The 21,602-nt window shown below is 68.4% G+C and carries 21 protein-coding genes; 8 read left to right on the top strand and 13 right to left on the bottom strand.

The genetic code is table 11. From position 1 onward, the window contains the following. Position 1: 1 nt before the first annotated feature. From H0X91_RS17120 to H0X91_RS17075, 10 genes are all read right to left on the bottom strand, one after another. Positions 2-1,036, bottom strand: a complete 1,035-nt coding sequence (locus H0X91_RS17120; protein WP_006494552.1) for an NAD(P)-dependent alcohol dehydrogenase — start codon at positions 1,034-1,036, stop codon at positions 2-4. A gap of 10 nt (positions 1,037-1,046) precedes the next feature. Continuing rightward, positions 1,047-1,874: a carbohydrate ABC transporter permease gene (locus H0X91_RS17115; RefSeq protein WP_006482351.1), complete on the bottom strand. Its 828-nt coding sequence runs from the start codon at positions 1,872-1,874 to the stop codon at positions 1,047-1,049. Further along, positions 1,862-2,821, bottom strand: a complete 960-nt coding sequence (locus H0X91_RS17110) for a carbohydrate ABC transporter permease (RefSeq protein WP_230205724.1) — start codon at positions 2,819-2,821, stop codon at positions 1,862-1,864. Before H0X91_RS17110 ends, H0X91_RS17115 begins: the two co-directional genes overlap by 13 nt. Continuing rightward, on the bottom strand, positions 2,805-4,070 hold the full coding sequence (locus tag H0X91_RS17105; RefSeq protein ID WP_012493008.1) for an ABC transporter substrate-binding protein: 1,266 nt from the start codon (positions 4,068-4,070) through the stop codon (positions 2,805-2,807). Before H0X91_RS17105 ends, H0X91_RS17110 begins: the two co-directional genes overlap by 17 nt. Before the next feature lie 210 nt (positions 4,071-4,280). Beyond that, positions 4,281-5,240 (bottom strand): amidohydrolase family protein, encoded by a 960-nt coding sequence (locus tag H0X91_RS17100; RefSeq protein WP_058902495.1) that lies wholly within the window; start codon positions 5,238-5,240, stop codon positions 4,281-4,283. 1 nt (position 5,241) lies between these two features. After that, entirely contained in the window at positions 5,242-6,189 is a 948-nt protein-coding gene (locus tag H0X91_RS17095; RefSeq protein ID WP_058902496.1) for a YncE family protein, read from the bottom strand. Positions 6,190-6,229: 40 nt separating this feature from the next. Then, positions 6,230-7,522 carry an MFS transporter gene (locus H0X91_RS17090; protein WP_058902497.1) on the bottom strand — a complete coding sequence of 431 codons (1,293 nt, stop codon included), beginning with the start codon at positions 7,520-7,522 and terminating at the stop codon, positions 6,230-6,232. 97 nt (positions 7,523-7,619) lie between these two features. Next, positions 7,620-8,537, bottom strand: a complete 918-nt coding sequence (locus H0X91_RS17085) for a dihydrodipicolinate synthase family protein (RefSeq protein WP_058902498.1) — start codon at positions 8,535-8,537, stop codon at positions 7,620-7,622. A gap of 8 nt (positions 8,538-8,545) precedes the next feature. After that, positions 8,546-9,718, bottom strand: coding sequence for an L-rhamnonate dehydratase (locus tag H0X91_RS17080; protein ID WP_058902499.1), 1,173 nt, complete (start codon positions 9,716-9,718; stop codon positions 8,546-8,548). Between the two features lie 49 nt (positions 9,719-9,767). Then, on the bottom strand, positions 9,768-10,823 hold the full coding sequence (locus tag H0X91_RS17075; RefSeq protein WP_058902500.1) for a 4-hydroxythreonine-4-phosphate dehydrogenase PdxA: 1,056 nt from the start codon (positions 10,821-10,823) through the stop codon (positions 9,768-9,770). A 115-nt stretch (positions 10,824-10,938) separates the two neighbouring features. Here H0X91_RS17075 and H0X91_RS17070 point away from each other — a divergent pair, with 115 nt between their 5' ends. Next, on the top strand, positions 10,939-11,886 hold the full coding sequence (locus H0X91_RS17070) for a LysR family transcriptional regulator (RefSeq protein ID WP_058902501.1): 948 nt from the start codon (positions 10,939-10,941) through the stop codon (positions 11,884-11,886). 201 nt (positions 11,887-12,087) lie between these two features. On the opposite strand, the gene H0X91_RS17065 is transcribed toward H0X91_RS17070, so the two are convergent. After that, positions 12,088-13,359: an MFS transporter gene (locus H0X91_RS17065; RefSeq protein ID WP_058902502.1), complete on the bottom strand. Its 1,272-nt coding sequence runs from the start codon at positions 13,357-13,359 to the stop codon at positions 12,088-12,090. 181 nt (positions 13,360-13,540) lie between these two features. Here H0X91_RS17065 and H0X91_RS17060 point away from each other — a divergent pair, with 181 nt between their 5' ends. Next, on the top strand, positions 13,541-14,224 hold the full coding sequence (locus H0X91_RS17060) for a hypothetical protein (RefSeq protein WP_058902503.1): 684 nt from the start codon (positions 13,541-13,543) through the stop codon (positions 14,222-14,224). An 18-nt stretch (positions 14,225-14,242) separates the two neighbouring features. Here H0X91_RS17060 and H0X91_RS17055 read toward each other — a convergent pair whose 3' ends face one another. Continuing rightward, entirely contained in the window at positions 14,243-15,328 is a 1,086-nt protein-coding gene (locus H0X91_RS17055) for an ATP-binding protein (protein ID WP_058902504.1), read from the bottom strand. After that, the gene (locus H0X91_RS17050; protein WP_006482275.1) at positions 15,325-16,062 is read right to left on the bottom strand and encodes a response regulator; all 738 of its coding nucleotides are present in this window, start codon (positions 16,060-16,062) and stop codon (positions 15,325-15,327) included. Before H0X91_RS17050 ends, H0X91_RS17055 begins: the two co-directional genes overlap by 4 nt. A 428-nt stretch (positions 16,063-16,490) precedes the next feature. On the opposite strand from H0X91_RS17050, the gene H0X91_RS17045 reads away from it, so the two are divergent. The 6 genes from H0X91_RS17045 to H0X91_RS17020 all read left to right on the top strand — a co-directional run bounded on the left by H0X91_RS17045 (position 16,491) and on the right by H0X91_RS17020 (position 21,539). After that, positions 16,491-17,975: a flavin monoamine oxidase family protein gene (locus H0X91_RS17045; protein WP_077021653.1), complete on the top strand. Its 1,485-nt coding sequence runs from the start codon at positions 16,491-16,493 to the stop codon at positions 17,973-17,975. A gap of 10 nt (positions 17,976-17,985) precedes the next feature. After that, positions 17,986-18,645, top strand: a complete 660-nt coding sequence (locus H0X91_RS17040) for a c-type cytochrome (protein ID WP_058902505.1) — start codon at positions 17,986-17,988, stop codon at positions 18,643-18,645. Between the two features lie 35 nt (positions 18,646-18,680). Continuing rightward, positions 18,681-19,355 (top strand): hypothetical protein, encoded by a 675-nt coding sequence (locus tag H0X91_RS17035; protein ID WP_006483093.1) that lies wholly within the window; start codon positions 18,681-18,683, stop codon positions 19,353-19,355. 73 nt (positions 19,356-19,428) lie between these two features. Beyond that, positions 19,429-20,031, top strand: coding sequence for a TetR/AcrR family transcriptional regulator (locus H0X91_RS17030; RefSeq protein ID WP_058902506.1), 603 nt, complete (start codon positions 19,429-19,431; stop codon positions 20,029-20,031). Between the two features lie 244 nt (positions 20,032-20,275). Further along, on the top strand, positions 20,276-21,109 hold the full coding sequence (locus H0X91_RS17025) for a phytanoyl-CoA dioxygenase family protein (RefSeq protein WP_006483085.1): 834 nt from the start codon (positions 20,276-20,278) through the stop codon (positions 21,107-21,109). A 16-nt stretch (positions 21,110-21,125) separates the two neighbouring features. Beyond that, a complete protein-coding gene (locus H0X91_RS17020; RefSeq protein WP_058902507.1) occupies positions 21,126-21,539 on the top strand; it encodes a RidA family protein in 414 nt (137 codons plus the stop codon). Positions 21,540-21,602: the final 63 nt, after the last annotated feature.

Below are 21,602 nucleotides of genomic sequence, written 5' to 3'. Positions count from 1 at the left end.
CTCAATCCATTTCGATCTGAATCTTGACGTCGCGCGGGTGTCCGCTCGCCGCTTCCTCGAACGCGCGCACGCCTTCGGAAAACGGGAACGTGCGCGAGATGAACGGCTTCACGTCGATCGCGCCGGACGCGATCAGCGCGAGCGCGCGCGGGAAGATGTTCGCGTAGCGGAACACCGATTCGATGCGGCCCTCCTTCGCCTGCAGCGCGACCACGTCGAGCGGCACCGGCGCGACCGGCATCCCGATCAGCACCGCGCAGCCGCCCGGGCACATCAGGTCGACGAGGCCCGCATACGCATTCGCGCTGCCGCTCGCCTCGAACACGACGTCCGCGCCCCAGCCGCCGGACGCTTCGGCCACCGCGTCGGCCAGCGGCCGCGTACGCACGTCGACGGTCGTGACGGCCGGGTTGCCGGCGAACAGCGCGAGCTTGTCCGGCACGACGTCGGCGAGGATCACGCGCGCGGCGCCGCCGGCGAGCGCGGCGAGCGCCGTCATCGCGCCGATCGTGCCGGCGCCGATCACGACCGCGAGGTCGCCCGGCTTCATCGCCGCCTTCTTCGCGGCCTGCAGGCCGATCGACAGCGGCTCGACGATCGCGCCTTCGGCGAACGACACGTTGTCGGGCAGCCGGTACGTGAACGCGGCCGGATGCACGACGAACGGCGTCAGGCAGCCGTGGATCGGCGGCGTCGCCCAGAAGCGCACGTCGGGATCGAGGTTGTAGAGCCCGCGCAGCGTCGCGGGCGAATCGAGGCGCGGCACGCCGGGCTCCATGCACACGCGGTCGCCGACGCGCAGGTGCGTGACGTCGGCGCCGGTCTCGACGACCGTGCCGGACGCTTCATGGCCGAGCACCATCGGCGCATCGACGCGGAACGGGCCGATCCCGCCGTGAACGTAGTAATGCACGTCGCTGCCGCAGACGCCGACCGTATGGACCTTGATCCGGACGTCGCCGGGGCCGACCGCTTGCGGCAGGTCGATGTCGCGCAGCGCGAGCTCGCGCGTGCGTTCGAGTACGAGCGCTTTCAACGTGTTCTCCTTATTTTCCCTTGACCATCGAATTGAGCAAGCGGCTCAGCATGCCGACGAAGACGAGCGGCGGCAGCGCGAGCAGCACCGTCGACGCGTTGATCACGCCCCACGGCACTTCCTGGCCGAGCGACGTGAACGCGGACGCGACCACCGGCAGCGTCGCGCTGCGCGACGACGTGAGGGCGAGCGCGATCATCAGTTCGTTCCACACCAGCACGAAGCTGAACACGATGCCGCCGAGCAGCGTGCTCGCGCACACCGGCAGCGCGATGTGCCAGAACACCGCGTACGGGCCGTAGCCGTCGAGCGCGGCGGCTTCCTCGATCTCGCGCGGCAGCCGGCGGAACACCGGGATCGACAGCCACGTGATGGTCGACAGCGTGACGAGCAGGTACGTGACGATCATCGACAGCTTGGTGTCGTACAGCCCGAGATCGACCCAGATCGCGATCAGCGGCAATGCGACCGCGACGGGCGGCAGAAATCGCAGCGACAGCAGGAAGAACTGGATGTCCCGCTTGCCGCGCACCGGGTAGCGCGCGATCGCATACGCGGCCGGCACGCCGAGCACGGCGCCGATCAGCACCGCCGCGCCGACGATCGCGATGCTGTTGCCGAGCCCGATCAGCACTTCGGGGCTCGACAGCACCTGTTCGTAGTTCGCGAGCGTCGGCGTGAAGAAGAAGCGCGGCGTCGGCGTGACGATGTCGAGCAGGTGCTTGAGCGAATTGAGCACGGCCCAGAACAGCGGGAACGCGGCGACGAGCAGGATCGCGCCGGCGATCGCGACGGTGGAAACGGCGGCGGGGCCGCGGCGGGCCATCAGTCGTCCCATTTGTTGACCCTCTTCCAGATGAGCGTGAAGACCAGCGTGGTCGCGACCATCATCAGCACGGCCATGCCCGACGCATACGACACCTTGCCGGCGAGGCCGATGCCCTGCTGGTACGCGTAGAGATCGAGCGTTTCGGTCGCGATGCCGGGGCCGCCCTTGGTCATCACGTAGATCAGGTCGAACGAGCGCAGCGATTCGACCATCTTGATGAACACGAGACTCACGAGCGGCGCCTTCAGCATCGGCAGCGCGATGTACGCATGCACCTGCCAGGTCGTCGCGTAGTCGAGCCGCGCGGCCTCGAGCGGCTCCGGCGGCAGTGTCTCCAGCAGCTTCAGGATCACGACCGCGAAGAACAGCCCCCACTGCCACACGTCGACGAGCGCGACCGCGTACAGCGCGAGATGCGGATCGGCGAGAAACGCGGTGTGCTCGACGCCGAGCGTGCCGAGCAGCCAGCTCAGGATGCCGGTGAGCGGCGCGTACATGAACTTCCAGATGAACGCGGCCGACACGCGCGGCAGCAGCACCGGCATGATCAGCACCAGCGACGCGAAGCGGCGCCAGCGGCCGTGCACGCGCTCGAACAGGAACACCGCGAGCGCGATCCCGACCAGCACCGCGCCGGCGACCGTGATGACTTCCCACAGCACCGACACCTCGATCGCGTTCAGGAAGCGCCGGTCCGACGCGAGCCGGACGAAGTTGCGCAGGCCGACGTATTCGCTGTCCGGGTAGCGCAGCACGCGGTTGCGCAGCGCGAGATTGATCGCGGCGATCGTCGGGACGAGGCTCAGGACCGCGAGCAGCGCGAGCGTCGGCGCGAGGAACACCCACGGCAGGCTCGTGCGGTCGCGGCGCGCGCGGCCGCGCCGGGCCGACGTGGCGGAAGGGGCCGGGCGGACGCCGAGCGTGCGTCCGCCCGTGCCGTCATTTGCGAGCGCCATGTTCGAGCGCGTCCTTCGCATACTGGTCCGCGTCGTCGAGCGTGCCGCGGATGTCCGTCTGCGTGCCGGTGAACACCTGTTCGAGCGCGATGCCGAGGTTGTCGCCGATATCCGGCCACTGCGGCGTCCGCCAGATCGTCACCTGCGTGACGGGGTTGGTGTCGTTCAGCCCGGCCTGGATCTGCGGCGCGACGTGCTGCTTGAAGTACGGGCTGGCGATCGTGCTGGAGCGGTTGTAGTCGCTGAACACGCCGTTGCGCAGCCGCGCCTGCTCCTGGTCCTTGCTGGTCGCCCACGCGATGAAGCGGCCGGCGGCCATCCGCGTGCAGTCGTCCTTTGCGCCGACCGCCGAGATCGCGAAGCCGTGCCCGTACGCGGCCGACGGCAGCGGCGCGGGCGGCCGCGTATAGCCGACCTTGCCGGCCACGCTCGACTTGCTCGCATCTTCCATCCAGTCCGCGAACGGCGTCGATTCGATCATGAACGCGACCTTGCCCGAGCGGAACGCTTCGAGCGCGTTGCTCCAGTCGTAGGTCGCCGAGCCGGGGGGCGCGTACTTGAACAGGTCGCTGTAGAGCTGCGTGGCCTTCACCGCGGCCGGCGAATTGAACGCGGGCTGGCCGCCCTTGTCGGTCCACGCGCCGCCCATCCCGAGCATGAACGGCGACCAGCGCCACACGTTCATCCCCGAGCCGCGCTGGCCGCGCGCGACCCAGCCGTACAGCTTCGGCGGCGCGTTCAGCTTCCTGATCGCGGCGACGAGCTGGTCGAGCGTCTTCGGCACCGGGATGTGCGCGGCGTCGAGCAGGTCGCGGCGGTAGAACAGGAAGTCGCCGCCGCCGATCAGCGGCGCGAAGTACGCGACGCCGTTGTAGCTCGCGACCGCGCGGCGGCCGGGCAGGAAGTCGTCGTAGTCGTAGTCCTTCGGGTAGTACTTCAGGAGCGGCACGATCCAGTTGGCCGACGCGAATTCGGCGACGTTCGCCTCGTCGACGTAGTAGATCTGGTACGAACCCGCGCCGGTCGACGCGTCGAGCCGCGATTTCGCGCGGCGGTCGTTTTCGCCGAAATAGCTGATCTCGACCTTGGTGCCGTTCTTCTTCTCGTAGTCGGCCAGCGATTTCTCCATCACCGACAGGCCGAGGCTCTTCTGCGCGAGCACCCGAAGGGTCGGCACCTTGCAGGTTTGCGCGGCCGCGACGCCCGGCAGACAGGCGCCGAGCAGCAGGCCGGCTGCGACGATTCGCATCTTGTTCACCCGTGTCTCCTTGATTCTGCTTGTTCGAATGCCGCCGATGACGGCAGGGACAATGGTGTGACGGGGGCGATGCGATCACCACATCAAAAGAATTCGCGAACCGATACTTTTTGCTCAGGTTCGGTCGTGCGATGCACAAAATGTGGTGGTCGGGGGCGGCGCGAGGCCGGCCCGGCGCGGACGAACGGCGGGCGCGCGGCGTTACCCGCGCGCCGGTCGATGCGGCGCGTCGAGCGCGATCCGGTAGACGCGCAGCGCGTTGTCGTGCCAGATCGCGCGGCGCGCGGGGCCGTCGAGGTGCGCGATCGCGCCGGCGAACGTGCGCAGCAGTGCGGGATAGGACACGCGCAGTCCGGCGACCGGGAAATTGCTGGCGAACAGGCAGCGCCGCCAGCCGAAGATCGCGATCGTGTCGCGGATGATCCGCGCGTTGTCCGCGTCGTTCCACGCCGCATCGCGCAAGCCGAGCTCGGAGATTTTCACGGTCACGCGCGGCAACGCGGCGAGCGCCGCCATGCCGCCACGCCAACGCGCGAGTCCGGCTTCGGAACGGTCCCACGGCAGCCCCGCGTGTTCGAGCACGACATCGACGTCGGGTGCATCGACCAGCATCGCGGCCGCGTCGCCGAGATGCCAGAACGGCACGCGCAGATCCCAGCTCAGGCCGTGCGCGGCGAGGCGTTCGAGCGCGGCCGGCCAGCGCGGATCACGCAGCGCGCCCGGCTCGTCGATCGAGGCGTCCGGCGCAGCCGCGGTGCGCGGCTTGAACCGCACGCCGCGCACGCGCGGCCACGCGGCCTGTTCGGCGAGCCGTTCGTCCGCATCGCCGGCCAGCAGGTCGACCCACGCGACGATCGCCGACGGCAGCGCGTGCGCGGCCGCGACTTCATGCAGCCAGCGCGTTTCCGCGAGCGCCTCGTCGCGCGCGCGTTCGGCTTCGACGTGCACGCTGGCGACGAGCGGCGCGCATTGCGCCGCGTGCCGGAAATCGTCGACGTCGAAGTTGCGGCACAGCGCCGCGTAGTCGCCGAACATGAAGCGTGTCGGGTCGTAGTGCGCCTGCAGCCACGGGTAGTGCGCGCCCGCATCGAGCCGCCACAGGTGGTGATGCGCATCGACGAGCGCATCGGGCATGCCGTCGGGCGGCGTTTCGTCGCGCATGTCAGCGCGCGCCGGCGAGCACGTACGACGCATCGGGCTCGCGCAGCGTCGGGAGCGCACCGACGAAACGCCACGTGTCGAGGTCGAGTTCGCGGACATAGTCGTCCTGGAACGACACGTACGCGACGCGCCGCGACGGATGAAACGACAGCGCGGTCGGATTCGCGGGCAGTGCGATGCGCTCGATCTCCTCGAGCTGTCGCGCATCAAACACCGAGATCGAGCGCTCGCCCGAATTCGTCAACAGCAGCAGGTCGCGGCCGTCGGGCGCGCTCGTCCGGTAGATGCGGTTCGGGTCGCTGCGCGTTTTTACGCGGCGGCCGCAGGTCATCGTCTCCGTGTCGATCTCGACCAGCGTGTCGTCGCCGCGATTCGCGACGAACAGCGTGCGCTCGTCGCTCGACAGCGCGTTGCCTTCGGGGCGTGGGCCGGGCATCACCGCGCGCGGCGCGACCGTCGCGTCGCGTGGATGAAACTGCGTGACCGTGTTCGACAGCAGATGCACGCCGTACGCACGGCTCGCGTCGCGCGTGAGCGTCACGAGGTGCGTTTTCACGCCGCCGGACGGCACGGCCATGTTCGGCACGGGCTGGCGGGTCGGCTCGTCGAATACGAGCAGCATGTCGTGCGCTTCGCTCATCGCATACAGCCGGCCGTCGCGGTCGCTCGCCATCCCGTGCGGCCGGTAGTACGGCCACAGGTCGAGCATGCGCGTGTGCGTGCGCTCGACGAGATCGATCTCGGCGATCCGGTGATCGCCTTCATGGCCGCGCGACCACGCGGTCTCGATTCCGAAGATGCCGACGTACGCGTAGCGGTCGTTCACGTCGACGGCGAATTCGTGCGGGAAGTTCGGCAGCACGATGTGCTTGAGCGGCGCTTTCGTGTCGAGATCGTAGAAGCTGAAAGTGTGCGCGCATTTCTGCACCAGCAGCAGGATGTCGTTCATGATGGGTCTCCGGTGTGTCGTTCGCTGTCGCGCGGGTTCGTCAGCCCTCGCAGCGCTTCGGCAGCGTCAGCGCGAGCAGCCCGGCCACCGCGAGCGTGGCCGCGAGGCTGTAGACGCCGGCCGCCGCGCTCACGTGCTGCGTCAGCACGCCGACCGCATACGGGCCGCAGAAGCCGCCGAGATTGCCGAGCGCGTTGATCAGGCCGCGGGCGCTGCCGGCCGCCTCGACGCTGCAGAGCTTCGGCGGAATCGCCCAGAACACGCCGGCCGCCGCCTGCAGGAAGAAGCCGCAGCCGATCAGGAACGCGAACGACACGGCCATCGATGCATGCGTGAGCACCGACAGCGCGAGGCACGCGGCGAATCCGACCAGCGGCAGCAGCACGAACAGGCGTCGCTTGCCGGTCCGGTCGGACCAATACGACGTGACGAGCATCCCGATCACCATCGCGACGTACGGCAGCATCGCGAGCAGGCCGATCCGGCCCATCCCGCTGTGCGTGAGGTTTTTCAGCAGGGTCGGCAACCACATCGTATAGCCGTAGATGCCGGCCTGATAGCAGAAGTTGATCGCGATGAGCAGCCAGATCGTCGGGTGGCGCAGCAGCGCGCCGAACGACGTGGCCGCCGGCGTGCCGGCCGCGCGCTTGCGTTCCTGCTCGTCGCGCAGCGCGTCGAGGATGTACGCCTTCTCGCGCGGCGACACCCAGCGCGCGGTCTCCGGGCCGTCGTCGGCGAACAGCATCCAGACGACGAGGCACAGCAGCGACAGCGCGCCCGCGCAGAAGAACAGATGATGCCAGTCGTATGCGGCGAGGATGAAGCCGGACAGCGGCGCGGTGATCATGCCGGCGAGCGGCACGAACAGGATGACCATCGCATTCGCGCGGCCGCGTTCGCGGTCGGGAAACCAGTGGCTGACCATCGTCAGCACGACCGGCAGCATCCCGCCCTCGGCCACGCCGAGCAGGAAGCGCAGCGCGAGCAACTGCCACGTGTGCGTGACGAGCCCGGTCAGCACCGACAGCACGGCCCAGCTCACGAGCGACCACGCGATGAAGGCCTTGCCGCTGCCGAGCGCCGCGCGCCGGCCGCCGGGAATCTGCAGGAACAGGTAGCCGAAGAAGAAGATGCCGCCGGCGAGGCCGGCCATCGTCGCATCCATGCCGAGATCGGCGTTCATCCCGCCGGGCATCGCGAACGCGATGTTCACGCGGTCCATGTAGGAAATGATGCACGCGAGCAGCAGCGGCGGAATCACGCGCAGCCAGCGGCGGCGCGGAATGGCTTCGCCGGCGTCGTAGGCCGGGGTCGCGGGGTTCAGCAGGTTCATGGTGTCTCCATCCATCCGATGAGCGGCGGCGGCCTTCTGTCGGGCCGCCGTCACGCCGAGGCGCAACGCACGCGCGTTGCGGGTGCAAAAACGGTCGCTAGCGCCCCCAGCGCAGCACGAGCGGATCGAGCCGCCGCGCCGTGTCGAGCAACCCCGCGCGTACCTGCGGAGGCAGCTCGGGCCACGGCGAACGCGGCCGGTCGCACGCGATCACGCCGCCTTCCTTCATCAGCGCCTTCGCGGTGAGGAAGCCCGACTGCCGGTTCTCGTAGTTGATCAGCGGCAGCCAGCGCGCGTACGCGTCGTAGGCATCGTCGCGGCGGCCGGCGAAATACGCGTCGGTGATCCGGCGAATCCCGTCCGGATAGCCGCCGCCCGTCATCGCGCCGGTCGCGCCGGCGTCGAGATCGGCGAGCAGCGTGATGCCTTCCTCGCCGTCCCACGGCCCCTCGATCGCATCGCCGCCGAGCGCGATCAGTTCGCGCAGCTTCGACGCGGCGCCGGCCGTCTCGATCTTGAAATACGACACGGCGTCGATTTCGCGCGCGAGCGTCGCGAGCAGCGAGGCGGACAACGCGACGCCGCTCGCCGGCGCGTCCTGGATCATCAGCGGAATGTCGAGGCCGTCGGCGACGTCGCGGAAGTACGCGCGCACCTGGGCCTCGGGCACGCGGAACGTCGCGCCGTGGTACGGGGGCATGACCATCACCATCGCGGCACCGAGCGCCTGGGCCTCGCGATTGCGCTGCGCACAGATCCGCGCGCTGAAGTGCGAGGTCGTGACGATCACCGGCACGCGGCCCGCGACGTGCTCGAGCGTGGTGCGCGTGACGAGATCGCGTTCGTCGTCGCCGAGCGCGAACTGCTCGGAGTAGTTCGCGTGGATGCAGAGGCCGTGCGAACCGGCATCGATCATGAAATCGACGCAGCGGCGCTGGCCGTCGAGATCGAGCGCGCCGTGCGCGTCGAAGATCGTCGGCACGACGGGAAAGACGCCCTGGTAGCGTGCGTTCATGTCGGCCCTCACTCGACGATGTCGAACTGGTCGAGGAATTCGGTCTTCAGCGTGAGGCCGAGGCCCGGCACGTCGTCGCGCAGTTGCAGGAAGCCGTTCTCGGCCACCGGTTCGCCGTCGAAGATGTAATAGAACAGCTCGTTGCCGACCTCGACGTCGAACATCGGGAAGTACTCGCTCATCGGCGACGCGAGCGTGCTCATCGTCAGGTGGTAGTTGTGCATCTGGCCCGCGTGCGGAATCACCGGCACGCTGTACGCCTCGCACAGCGCGTTGATCTTGTGCGCCATCGTGATCCCGCCGACGCGGTTCGTGTCGTACTGCACGACCGACACGGCCTTGCGGTCGAGCAGCTGCTTGAAGCCGTACAGCGAGAATTCGTGCTCGCCGCCGGAGATCGGGATGCGCGTCAGCCGGTTCAGCTCCGCGTAGCCGTCGAGGTCGTCCGCGATCACCGGTTCTTCCAGCCAGCGCGGCTGGTATTTCTCGAGCTTCGGCAGGATGCGCTTCGCATATTCGAGGTTCCAGCCCATGTAGCACTCGAGCATCAGGTCGTTGTCGTAGCCGATCACCTCGCGGATCGCCGCGACCGATTTCAGGTTCTCGACCACGCCCTGCTGCCCGTGCGCGGGCCCGTAGCCGAAGCGCATCTTGAACGCGCGGAAGCCTTCCTTCAGGTACTGCTGCGCTTCCTCTTGCATCGCCTTCAGGTCGGTGCGATAGAGCTTCGAGTAGTAGCAGGGAATCTTTTCCTTGGTGCGGCCGCCGAGCAGCTTGAAGACCGGCTTGCCGACGCTCTTGCCGAGGATGTCCCAGATCGCGATGTCGACCGCCGAGATCGCCGCCATGCCGATGCCCTTGCGGCCCCAGGCATGGGTCGCGCGGTACATCCGCTGGTTCAGGTACTCGTAGTCCCACGGGTCCTGGCCGATCACGAGCGGCGCGAGGTACTGGGCGATGATGACCTTCGCGACCTGCGGCGCGAGCGCGACGTTGCCCAGGCCGACGATGCCGTCGTCGGTTTCGACTTCGACGACCGTCCACGCATGGAAGCGGAACGTGCTCATCGTTTCCTGCGGCGCATACAGCAGGTCCATCGCGTTCGAACAGAAGTTGCCCTGCGGCGGGACGGTCTTGCCTTTCCACTGGAATACGCGAGCGCGTACGGAGCGGATCTTCATGATGGTGTCTCCAGAATCGGGGTTGTCGTGTGTAGAAGGCGTGCGAGCGTCACGCCGAAACGGCGGCGGTGCGGCGGGCGGCGCCCATCCGGCACGCGATCTGCAGCGCCTGCCAGGTCGCGCCGACGTCGGCCGTGCCGCGGCCCGCGATGTCGTACGCGGTGCCGTGCGCGGGCGTCGTGATCGGCACGGGCAGCCCGCCCTGCACGGTCACGCCGCGCGAGAAGCCGAGCAGCTTGATCGCGATCTGCCCCTGGTCGTGGTACATCGTGACGATCGCCTGGTAATCGCCGGCCTGCGCCTTCAGGAAGATCGTGTCGGCCGGGAACGGGCCGTGGAACGGCGTGTCGGTCGGCCAGTCGCGCGCCTGCAAGCGGCGCACGGCCGGCTCGATGATGTCGACTTCCTCGCGGCCGCAACTGCCGCCGTCGCCGCCGTGCGGGTTGAACGCGGCGATCGCGACCCTCGGCGCGGCGACGCCGTTCGCGAGCAGCGACCGGTAGATCAGCTCGGACGCCTGTTCGATCCGCTCGATGCTCAGGCAGCCGGCCGCGTCCTTCAGCGGGATATGCGACGAGATCCGTGCGGTCCACAGTTCGCCGAGCGTGTTGAATTCGCAGAAGTAGCCGGTCACGCCGAGCGCCTCGGCGAAGTGGTGCAGCTCGTCGTCGTGGCGCAGCCCGCCGAGCTTCATCGCGTACTTGTTCAGCGGCGCGAAGCAGATCGCGTCGATGTCGCCGGCGAGCGCGGCGTCGAGGCACTGGTCGAGCACGGCCAGCGTCGAGCGGCCGCCGGCAGCATCCGCCTGGCCGACCGTGACCTGCGCGGCGCCGATCGTATCGACCGCGACGAACGCGGCGCGCGCGGTCGACGGCCGGCCGCGCACGGCGGCCAGCGACGCGACGGGTTCGACGTCGATCGTGACGCCGGCGACGCGCTGGCCAGCCTCCCACAGCCAGCGATCGCCGATCAGCACGAGGTTCGCGCGGGCGGTCGCGTCGGGACGGGCGAGCAGTTTCGCGATCAGTTCGGCGCCGATGCCGGCGGGGTCGCCGAGCGTCAGCGCGACGACGGGCTGCGTGGCGGCGGTCGAGGGGGTGTGCATGCGGTGTCTCCGGTGGCGGCGCGTGGCCGTTGATCTATGGGGTTGATGCTAGGTAGACGGAATGAGTCGGTAAATTGAAAACTCTTGATGAATCGATAACCTGGAGTAATCAAAAATGGGCTCGATCGACCGACGAGACTCGACCCCGCAACTGCTGAACCGGCTGCGCATGCGCCAGATCGCGCTGCTGCTGGCCGTGGACGAATGCTCGACGCTGCGCGCGGCAGCCGAGCAGATGGGCCTCACGCAACCGGCCGCGACGAAGATGCTGGCCGAACTGGAGAGTGCGCTCGGCCAGCGGCTGTTCGACCGCATCGGGCGCGGGCTCGTGCTGAACCCGGCCGGCGAGCGCGTGCTCGGCTATTTCCGCGGCATCCGCGGCAGCATGGAGGCGCTGAACCGCGAGCTCGGCGAACTGCAGCTCGGCAGCGCGGGGCGGCTCGCGATCGGCAGCATCATGGCGGCGTCGCCGGGGCGGCTGACCGAGGCGCTGGTGCAGTTGAAGGCGCGTTATCCGCTGCTCGCGATCGACATCGCGGTCGATACGAGCGACCGGCTGATGCCGCAGCTTCGCGAAGGCGTGCTCGAAGTGGTGATCGGGCGCCACGTCGGGACCGACTGCGACTTCCGCGTGGTCGACGACGAGGCGCTCGCGATCATCGCGGGCCGCGACCATCCGCTCGCGGACGCGGGGCCGGTCGAATTCGACGCGCTGCTCGACTATGCGTGGATCGTGCAGCCGACCGGCAGCCCGGCGCGCGAGGTCGTCGAGCGCGAATTCCGCTCGCGTCACCAGCCGATGCCGCGCGGGCTCGTCGAAACGGGCTCGATCCTGACCACGATGAACCTCGTCGACCGTTCGTCGATGCTCGGCGTGATTCCGCTGACGGTCGCGCAGCGCAACGCGGCGCACGGGCTCGTCGCGATCATCGATTACACGCTCGAACAGAAGCTGCCGTCGTACGGCAGCCTCGTGCGGCGCGACCGGCCTTTGAGCATTCCCGCGCAGCAGTTTCTCGCGCTGTTTCACCGGGACGGCGCGGGGGATGACGGCGATGCGTAATGGCGCGGTTTGCCAGCCGAGGCGGCCGAGCCAGCCGCGCCAGCCGATCAGACCGATGCGACCGATCAAGCCGATCAAGCCGAACAAGCCGAACAAGCCGAACAAGCCGAACAAGCCGAGTCACCGCCACCGCGGAGCGCGGTGAAGCGTGATGGCGACGCCGGCGAGGCGGCCGACGCAGGCGAACCCGAGCGAACCGCTTCAGTGCGCCGACGGCGCGGCAGGCGCGTCGGCGAGCGCCGGCATCGATTCGGACAGCGCGCGGTCAGGGCGAATCCGCAGCGCGGCGACGATGCCGATCAGCAGCATCGCGACCGAGCCGATGAACGGCACCGTCCAGCTGCCGGTGCGATCGACGAGATAGCCGAACAGGATCGGCGACAGGATTCCCGAGATCGCGGAACCGGCGTTCATCATCCCGCTCGCGATGCCGGCGTGGGTCGGCGCGATGTCGCTCGGCACGGCCCAGATCGGCCCGATCGTCAGTTCGAGGCACAGGAACGACCCGGACAGGCACAGCGCGACGCCGGCCGTCGAGTGCACGAACGCGAGCGGCAGCAGGCAGGCGAGCGCGCCGACGAAGCTCGTCACGATCACGCTCTGCCGCGACAGCGCGAGGTTGCTGGTCTTCCGGTAGATGCGGTCGCAGAGCCAGCCGCCGAGCGTGTCGCCGACCACGCCCGCGAAGAACACGCCGGACGCGAACAACGCGGTCGATTTCAGGTCCAGGCCCTGGCCGTTCAGGAAGAAGGTCGGCAGCCACGTGAAGAACAGCCACGCGGTCCAGCCGTAGCAGAAGTAGACGAAGATGGTCGGCGCCATGCGCCGGAACAGCGGCCCCCACGGCGTCGGGCCGGACGGTGCGACCGGGCGCGCGGCGCGCGGGCGGCCGTCGTCGTCGCCCGCCGGATGCTCGCGGAAGCCGACGATCCACCACGCGAGCCAGACGAGCGTGACCGCGCCGATCACGAAGAACGCCGCGCGCCACGACAGCCACGTCATCAACGCGGCGACGATCGGCGGCGTGACCGCGTTGCCGAGCCGCGAGAACGAATGCGTGAAGCCCTGCACGACGCCGCGCCGCTCGCGCGGAAACCAGTGCGTGATCGCGCGGGCCTGGGCCGGCAGCGTCGCGCCTTCGCCGATGCCGAGCAGCAGCCGCGCGGCGAACAGCAGCGTGAGGCTGTGCACGAGCCCGGTCGTGAACGTGGAGACCACCCAGATCAATCCGCAGCCGATCAGCGTGATGCGCGCGCCGAACCGGTCGGCGATCCAGCCGCCGCCGATCTGGCAGATTGCATACGAATACGCGAACGCGGAGAATGCGACGCCAAGCTCGGTATTCGACAGCCCGAGTTCGGCCTTGATCGCGCCGGCGGCGGTCGCGAGATTGACGCGATCGACGTAGAGGATGAACGAAAGCGCGCACAGCAGCCACAGTGTGTGGCGCCGTTGACGGTGGTCGTTGGGCATCTGTCTCACTCCATGTTCGTGCGCGGCGTTGCAATGACGCTGCGTTCACGGGCCGGCCCAGCATCGCGCGGCGGCGGAGACACTGTCCAATGAATCTTTGGGATCAATCGATAACCCCAGGTGTTCATTCCGGTTTCAGCCGCACCGGGCGCATGGGTGCAACGGACACACAGGTGAAGCATTGACCGACGACGAACTTTCGCTCCGCCCGGAGAGCCGCTTCTGGCAGCTCGCGCCGGTGAGATGGTGGATCCGCGGGCACGGCCGCGACGGCTATTCGTTCCGCCTGCTGCTGTGCCCGCTCGCGATCGTGTTCGTGCTCGAATTCGTCTGCGTGATGGCCGGCGCGCTGTACACCAGCATCGCGGTCAGCGCGGTCGCGACGCTGTTTCTCGGTATCGCCGGATTCCACGGGGCGCAGCGCGAATGGCTGATGACGGCCGCGCCCGCCCGCGCGCTCGTGAAGGCCCGCATGAAGAAGGCGGCCGAGCGGCTTGCGTCGCTCGGCGTCGGTGCGACCGTGCTCGCGATCTTCGTCGCGGCGACCTCGCTGTCGCTCGTGATGTCGGGCCGGCCGGTGCTGGACAGCGTGTCGAAGGACGCGGTGTCGATCTTCATCGCGCTGGTGTTCCTGCCCGTGTACGTGTCCGGCGCGGTACGCAAGCTGGCGATCGCGCGGATCGAGGAGCTGGAGGCGCTGCGTCACGCGACCGTCGGCACGCAGCTGAAATTCGACCGCGCCGGCGCGGTGCGCGCGGTGGTCGTGCAGGGCGCGGCCGGAACCGGGACGGTATCGGTGATGGAATACACGGTGCTCGGGTTCAGTCCGCCGCTCGACCAGGTCGGGCGCGAACCGCGCGCGTGAAGGGGGAGCGGCGGCGCGTTACGCCGGGAAGCGCTCGCTGTCGGGCGCCGGCGCGAGATCGTCGGGCCACCGCACCTCGAACCGTGTGCCGCCCGCGCCGGTCGGCACGCACAGCGCTTCGCCGCGATGCGCATGCGCGATCGCCGCGACGACCGCGAGCCCGAGGCCGGTGCCGCCGGGTTGCGTCTCGTCGACGCGCCGGAACGCCTGGAACACGTGCGGCGCGAACTCGGCCGGGATACCGGGGCCGTCGTCCTCGACGCGCAGCCGGCACATCCCGTTCTCGATGCGCGTCTGGATCCGGATCGCACCGGGCACCGCATGGCGGCGCGCATTTTCCAGCAGCGCGAGCAACGCCTGGCGGAGCCGGACCGGGTCGCAGCGCATGCGTCGCGGGTCGAGATCGAATTCCGGATGCTGGCCGGCGGCCTGCAGCGCGTGCGCGAACGCGTCGACCACGGCGCGTACCTCGGCGGCGAGGTCGGTGTCGCGGATCTCGATGCTCAGGTGGCCGCTATCGGCGAGGCTGACCACGCGCAGATCCTCGATCAGCCGCGTCAGCCCTTCGACCTGCGCGAGCAGGCTGCGATACAGCGCGTCGCTCGGCGTGAACACGCCTTCGGCGAGCCCCTGCAGCCGGCCGCGCAGCACGGTCACGGGCGTGCGCAGCTCGTGCGCGATCGCCGCGTTCCAGAAGGTTTGCTCGTCGGTCACACGCTGCAGTTCGCTCGCGAGCGCGTTGAAGTTGTCGGCGAGCAGCGCCGCTTCCTTCAGCGAACGGTCGCCGGCGACCGCGCGTGCGCCGAGATCGCCGCGCGCGACGCGGCGGATGCTGTCCGTCACCGAATTCAACGGCACGAGGATGCGGCGCGACAGGTTGACCGCGACGACGACCGCGATCAGCAGGCCCACCAGCGTGGTCGAAATGATCCACACCCACTCGGGCCCGCTCGGGACCCAGCTCTGCGGCTTGAAGTACTCGGGCGAGTACTGGTACAGCAGGTAGTAGAACACGTAGGCCGTCACGACGATCAGCACCGTGATGCCGAAGGCGATCGCGCCCATCGTCAGCGCGATCTGGCGGCTCAGGCCGTCGAGTCTCACTCGCCGCTCCACAGTTTGTAGCCGACGCCGCGCACGCTGGCCGGCACGCCCGCGACGCCGAGATCGTCGAGTTTCTTGCGCAGCTTGCTGACGTGGCTGTCGACCGTGCGCTCCAGCGCGTCGCCTTCCGGCAGGCAGGTGGCCATCAGCTCGGCGCGGCTGAACACGCGGCGCGGTGCGCGCGCGAGCTGCGCGAGCAGCTTGAATTCGGTGAGCGTCAGCACGAGCGTGTGGCGCACGCCGTCGACTTCGACCGTCGCTTCGTGGTGCTCGAGATCGATCTCGAACGGCGCGGCGCGCAGCACGCGCTGCTCTTCCTGGCGCGCGCCGGCCATCGAACGGCGCAGCACGGCCTGGGCGCGCGCGACGACTTCGGCCGGGTTGAACGGCTTGACCACGTAGTCGTCGGCGCCGATGCGCAGCCCGGTCAGCTTGTCGATGTCCTGGTCGAGCGCGGTCAGCATGATGACCGGCGTGTCGCCGCGATGGCGGATCTCGGCAAGCACCTTCCAGCCGTCGACGTGCGGCATCTGCACGTCGAGCAGCACGAGGTCGGGCTTCAGCGACAGGTGGAGTTCGAGCGCGCGGCGGCCGTCGGCGGCGTGCACGGTGCGCAGGCCGTTGCGCGCGAAATACGCGATCAGGATCTCGGCGATCTCGGGTTCGTCCTCGGCGATGAGGACGAGCGCCTGCGCGCCTTGGCCGGCGCCGGGAGATGAAGGAAATTCGGGCATGGCCACTCGTTCGGATTCAGCGGGGTTCCATCGAATCGCCATACTACCGTACGGCCCGCGCAACCGAACGGAGACGGGGAGACTGCACCGGCCGCCATCGTCTACGCGGTCTCTCCGCGACCTTTCAGAAGCGCTGCAATGTGCTATGCGACAGGGGAATACCCTGTCTTTTTTTTCCAATCCTGTTTTATGTATTATGACCTATCTTTTGCAACATGTACTAATTCAGGGCGCCGGAAAATCCTTATCGGTACAAGGCAGTACGGCGCGTGTACAGGCAGGGATGCGAACCGGCTTCGCGCGCCCCCGTGAGGGGCGAGTGAGGCGGAACGAGATCGCATCCCGTCGTCGGATTCCGCGCGAGCGAGGGCCGCACGCCATCGGGGCGTGCCGCCGTTCGCGCCCATTGCAGGCGTCATTCACAGATCATGTCCAGGAAGTCATCCATCAGCGGGTCGGCCGACCTGCAGCGCAGGCAGTGGCTCAAGGTCGCGGGGGCGTCGGTCGCGGCGGGCGGTCTCGCACTCGGCGCCGCGCGGGCGAAGGCCGATGCGGCGCCTGCCGCCGGCCATGAAGGCGACGTGCTCGATGTCGCGATCGTCGGGGCCGGGCTGGCCGGCCTGACGGCCGCGCGCGATCTGCGCTACGCGGGCTGCGAATCCTTCGTCGTGCTCGAGGCGCGCGACCGCGTGGGCGGCCGCACGCTGAACTACGACGTGGGCGGCGGCCACGTGACCGAAGTCGGCGGCCAGTGGATCGGCCCGGGCCAGACGGCGGTCGCCGATCTCGCCCGTGAGCTGGAAGTCGGCACGTTTCCGAGCTACTACACGGGCAAGACGGTGATTCTCGGCGGCGACGGGCGCGCCGAGATCGACCTCAAGGGTACGTTCGGCACCGACGAGGCCGTTGCGGCGAAATTGAGCCGGTTGTCGCGCGACGTGCCTTGCGGTGCACCGTGGACGTCGCCGAAGGCCCGCGAACTCGACCGGTTGTCGGTCGGCGACTGGCTCGCGACGCAGGGCATCAAGGCGGAAGACCGGATGGGCTGGAACGCGTCGATCTCGCTGTCGGGCGGCGTCGCGCCGGCGAAGATGGGGCTGCTGCACTTCCTATCGATGATCAATTCCGCCGATTGCGATTACGCGCAGCTCGACTCGATCAAGCATAGCGCGCAGGAAACCCGTTTCGTCGGTGGCTCGCAGCTTCTCAGCATCCGGATGGCGCAGCAACTGGGCGACAAGGTGCGGCTGTCGTCGCCGGTGCGGCGGATCGTCGGCTGGGATCGCGACATCGTCACGTTGCAGACCGATCGCGGCACGGTGCGCGCGAAAAAGGTCGTGATGGCGCTGCATCCGGCGCTGTGCCATCAGGTGCGGTTCGATCCACCGCTGCCCGACAAGCGCGTCGCGTTGCAGCGCGCGTGGCCCGCCCACTCGCCGGCGCGCAAGACGGCGATGGTCTACCGCCGCCCGTTCTGGCGCGACAAGGGCTTGAACGGCCACATCTTCCAGACCGACGGGCCGGTGTTCTGGGCGTACGACAATTCGCCGCCGGGGGGCGAGATCGGCGTGATCAACGCGTTCGTCCGGAATGCGCTGATGCCGTCGGACCCGCAGGCCGCGAAGCAGATGCACGTGGATCTCTATGCGCAGGCGTGGGGCGACGAAGCGCGTGCGCCGGTGTCGTACCACGATCGCGACTGGGGGCTCGCCGATCCGTGGACGCTCACGTGCGTGTCGGCGATCCCGCCCGGCTTCTGGAGTGCGCACGGCGAAGCGCTGCGCGCGCCGTGCGGCAACCTGATCTGGTCGGGCACCGAGACCGCGAACATCTGGGCCGGCTACATGGACGGCGCCGTGCGCGCCGGTCACCAAAGCGCGCTTCAGGCGCTCAATGCGCTGCGTCATGCTTAGGATCACGAAGATGAAGAAACGGCTTTTGCTGCTCACGGCGGCGGTGGCGATCGGCGCGTTGCTGGCGCTCTACGGCCCGACGCTGCTCGGCTTCCATCGCCTGCAGCGTCATATCGATACGGCCGCGCAGGCCGATGACGCCGACGGCGGCCCGTGGCCGCGCGTGACCGACGTGTGCATGGGCTGCCACGGCGTGAAGGGCGCGTCGCTCAGCCAGGCGTATCCGAGTCTCGCCGGCCAGCCGGCGCAATACGTGGCCGCCCAGCTCCGTGCGTTTGCGGGCGGGCAACGCGCGAACCCGACGATGGGCCCGCTCGCGATGACGATGAGCGAAGCCGAGATCACCCGTCTGGCCGGCTATTACGCGAAACAGGCGCCGCTGGACAACCGCTATTTCAAGCCGGATGCACGACTGCGCACGAAAGGCGAGCAGTGGGTAACGGGCGGCGCATGCGCGGCCTGCCACGGCGCACGGCTGACCGGGCAGGCGCAATTCCCGCGTCTGGCCGGACAGGGCTACGACTATCTGCTCGCGCAGCTCGACGCATTCGCGACGGGCTCGCGCCGCGAGGCGACCGGCACGATGCAGCGCGTCGCGCAGGCGATGTCGGCGGATGACCGCGCGGCGGTGGCGACCTATCTCGCGAGCCTCAGCCCCGCCAGGCAGTGAATCAACGGCAGCAATCGACTTCGGGAGTTCGAACCATGGATCACAGATCACTTGTCCTTTGTCTTTCCAGCGCGACGCTCGCGGCGACGACCGGCGTCTACGGCTTCAAGTTCGTGCGCAAGCGCAACTTCCTGCTCGGCTTCGAGTGGTGGATCGTGACGATCTCCGCGTCCAACGCGGTGATCTTCTTCGCGACCGAATCGCCGGTGTCGTACTTCATTTCGCACTTTCTCGACGCGTTCTCGCGCGGGTTCGGGATGCCGGTGATCGCGGTCGCCGGCCTGATGGCCGTCACCCACGGCTACCGGCCGTCGATACGGCAGGACGTGACGTTGTTCGTGCTTGCAACGCTCGGGACGATCGCGCTCGTGGCCGGCGTGTTGCAGCACGCGTTGCCGTACTTCTACGTGGCGATGTGGACGCTGATGTCGATCTATCTCGCCGGTTTCGCGTGGCGGCTCGCGCGTGCCGGCCACGCGCTCCATGCGCTGACGACGACGCTCGCGCTCGTTGCTTCGCAGGCGATCGCGTGCATCTACGATTTCTACCGGATCCCCGGCGAGGATACCAACGTCGTCTTCAACTTCTATGTACTGGCGCTGCTGACCTGGTCGTACCTGACCGTCGCGCTCTATTACGCGTATGGTGCGCTGGAGCGGGAGAAGGGGCGCAGTCGGACCGGTGCCGGCGTGTTGTCGTATCCGAAATGAGTAGCTCTGCTGAGGAGACGGGGGTGGCTCGCACCGCTTGCCGGTCCGATCGCGCCGATCGCGGAGCGCGCGGATGGACCGGGTTCGCCTGACCCGCGCCGAGCGGCGCGATGCGACGCGCGAACGCCTGCTCGGCGCCGCGCGCGCGATCCTCGCGGAGAAAGGCTATGCGGCCGCCAGCGTGGAAGACATTGCGGCGGCGGCCGGGCATACGCGTGGCGCGTTCTACTCGAACTTCGGCGGCAAGGCCGACGTGCTGTTCGAGCTGCTGCGCCGCGATCGGGACGAGGCTGCCGCGGCATTGCGGCGGATCGTCGGTTCGCCTGACCCGGCCGACGATGCGCAGCGCGCGATGCTCGCGTATTGGCGAAGGGGCGCGACCCAGCGTGCGGTGCACCTGATGTGGCTCGACGCGCAGCTCCAGGCGGCGCGCGATCCGCGGTTCCGTGCGCGCTTCGGCGCGTTGCTGCGAGACCGCCAGACGCTCGCGGCCGCGTGCATCGACGCGTATGCCGCGCGGGCCGGCGTGTCGCTGCCGTTGCCCACGCGGGTGCTGGCGCTCGGCCTGATCGCGCTGTGCGACGGCATGCAATCGCACGGCGCGGTCGATGCGCTGGCCGACGCGGTACTGGTTGGCTTCATCACGCACACGGTGTTCGACCACCTGCGTGGATGAAGGCGCGCAGAAACGAGGGGCGTGCGTTGTCGTGCGCCTGTATGAAGGCCGAAAGCCGTTTGTCATGACGGACCGGCGGCGGGCGGCGACGCCCGTTCGATCATGCAGACAAAACAGGGAATACCCCGTCTTTTTCTTTTAATTATTTTTGTCATGATGACCTAACATAGTCATCATGTTCTACTGATGGGCCGGCAGCGAAGACGAACCGCCGGTTGTGGCTGAACGAATCGGGAGATAGACGATGGATGCAATGAAGCGAAAGGCGTTCTTCGAGGACGGAGCCGTGCTCGTCGAAGGGGTGCTCGACGACGAACAACTCGCGCAATGCCGCGCGGTGTACGACTGGGGAATGGAGAACCCGGGCCCGATGGCGACGACGCTGCTCGACGGCACCGAATACAAGTCGCACAACGACAACGCGAACCCATACGCGAAGGAGCGGCTCGACGCGCTGGTCGGCACGTTGCCGTTCGGGCCGTTGTTCGCCGACCTGTGGGGCTCGAAGCACGTGTGGTACTTCGCCGAGGAGCTGTTCATGAAGGCCGGCGGCAAGAGCGCACGCTCGCCGTGGCATCAGGACACGTCGTACCTGCCGTGGCAGGGGATGCATTTCGGCAACGCGTGGATCAGCTTCGAACACGTGCCGAAGCGTAACGCGCTGGAGATCGTGCGCGGCTCGCATCACGGTGTGCGGCATGACGGCACGACGTTCCAGAACGCCGAGGATCCGACCGACCCGCTGCATGGCGGCGACGTGTGGCCGCGCCTGCCGGACATCGAGGCCGAGCGTCGCGTGGCGCCCGACGCGTACGACATCCTGTCGTGGGAAACGAAGCCGGGCGACGTGCTGCTGCTCCATCCGGGCGTGCTGCACGGCGGCGGCGCGGTGGATGCCGATTTCCCCGATCGCCACACGCTCGTGCTGCGCTTTTTCGGCGACGACGCGGTGTTCAGCCCGCTGCCCGACGAAAGCCGCTCGGGATTCACGCCGGCCGGCGTGTTGTTCGTCGAGGAGCTCGCCGCGCTGAAGGCCGGCGATCCGTTCCGCGCGCCATGTTTCCGTCAACTCGTCTGAACCGGGAGAACTCGTCATGACAGCAACCCCGAAGCGGCAATCGATCGTGCCGGCTGCGTTCCAGCCGTGGTACGACGCGTACCACTTCTCGCCGGCCACACGCGTCGGCGACACGATCTGGGTGTCGGGCCAGGTCGGCCTCGACGCGCAGATGCAGCCGGCCGACGGCGTGCAGGCGCAGGCGCGGATCGCGTTCGAGTGCCTGAAGGCCATCCTCGAGGAGGCCGGCGCGAGCCTCGCCGACGTCGTCGAACTGACGACTTTCCACACGGATCTGCAACGCGAGACGGAAGCGTTCGCGGCGGTCAAGGACGTGTATTTCCCGAACCGTTATCCGTCGTGGACGGCGGTCGGCGTCACACAACTGGCGCTGCCGGGATTGTGCGTCGAGATTCGTGCGGTGGCGGTGGCCGGGTCCGGCAAGGGCTGACGGAAGGCACGAGGGTTTTTTGCCGGATCTGCGTTCCATTCGAATCGCAGTCCTGACGAAAGA

This window comes from Burkholderia sp. 9777_1386, assembly GCF_015712265.1.
GTDB classification, from domain to species: Bacteria; Pseudomonadota; Gammaproteobacteria; order Burkholderiales; family Burkholderiaceae; genus Burkholderia; species Burkholderia cenocepacia.
This window is presented reverse-complemented; position numbering and strand designations above follow the sequence as displayed.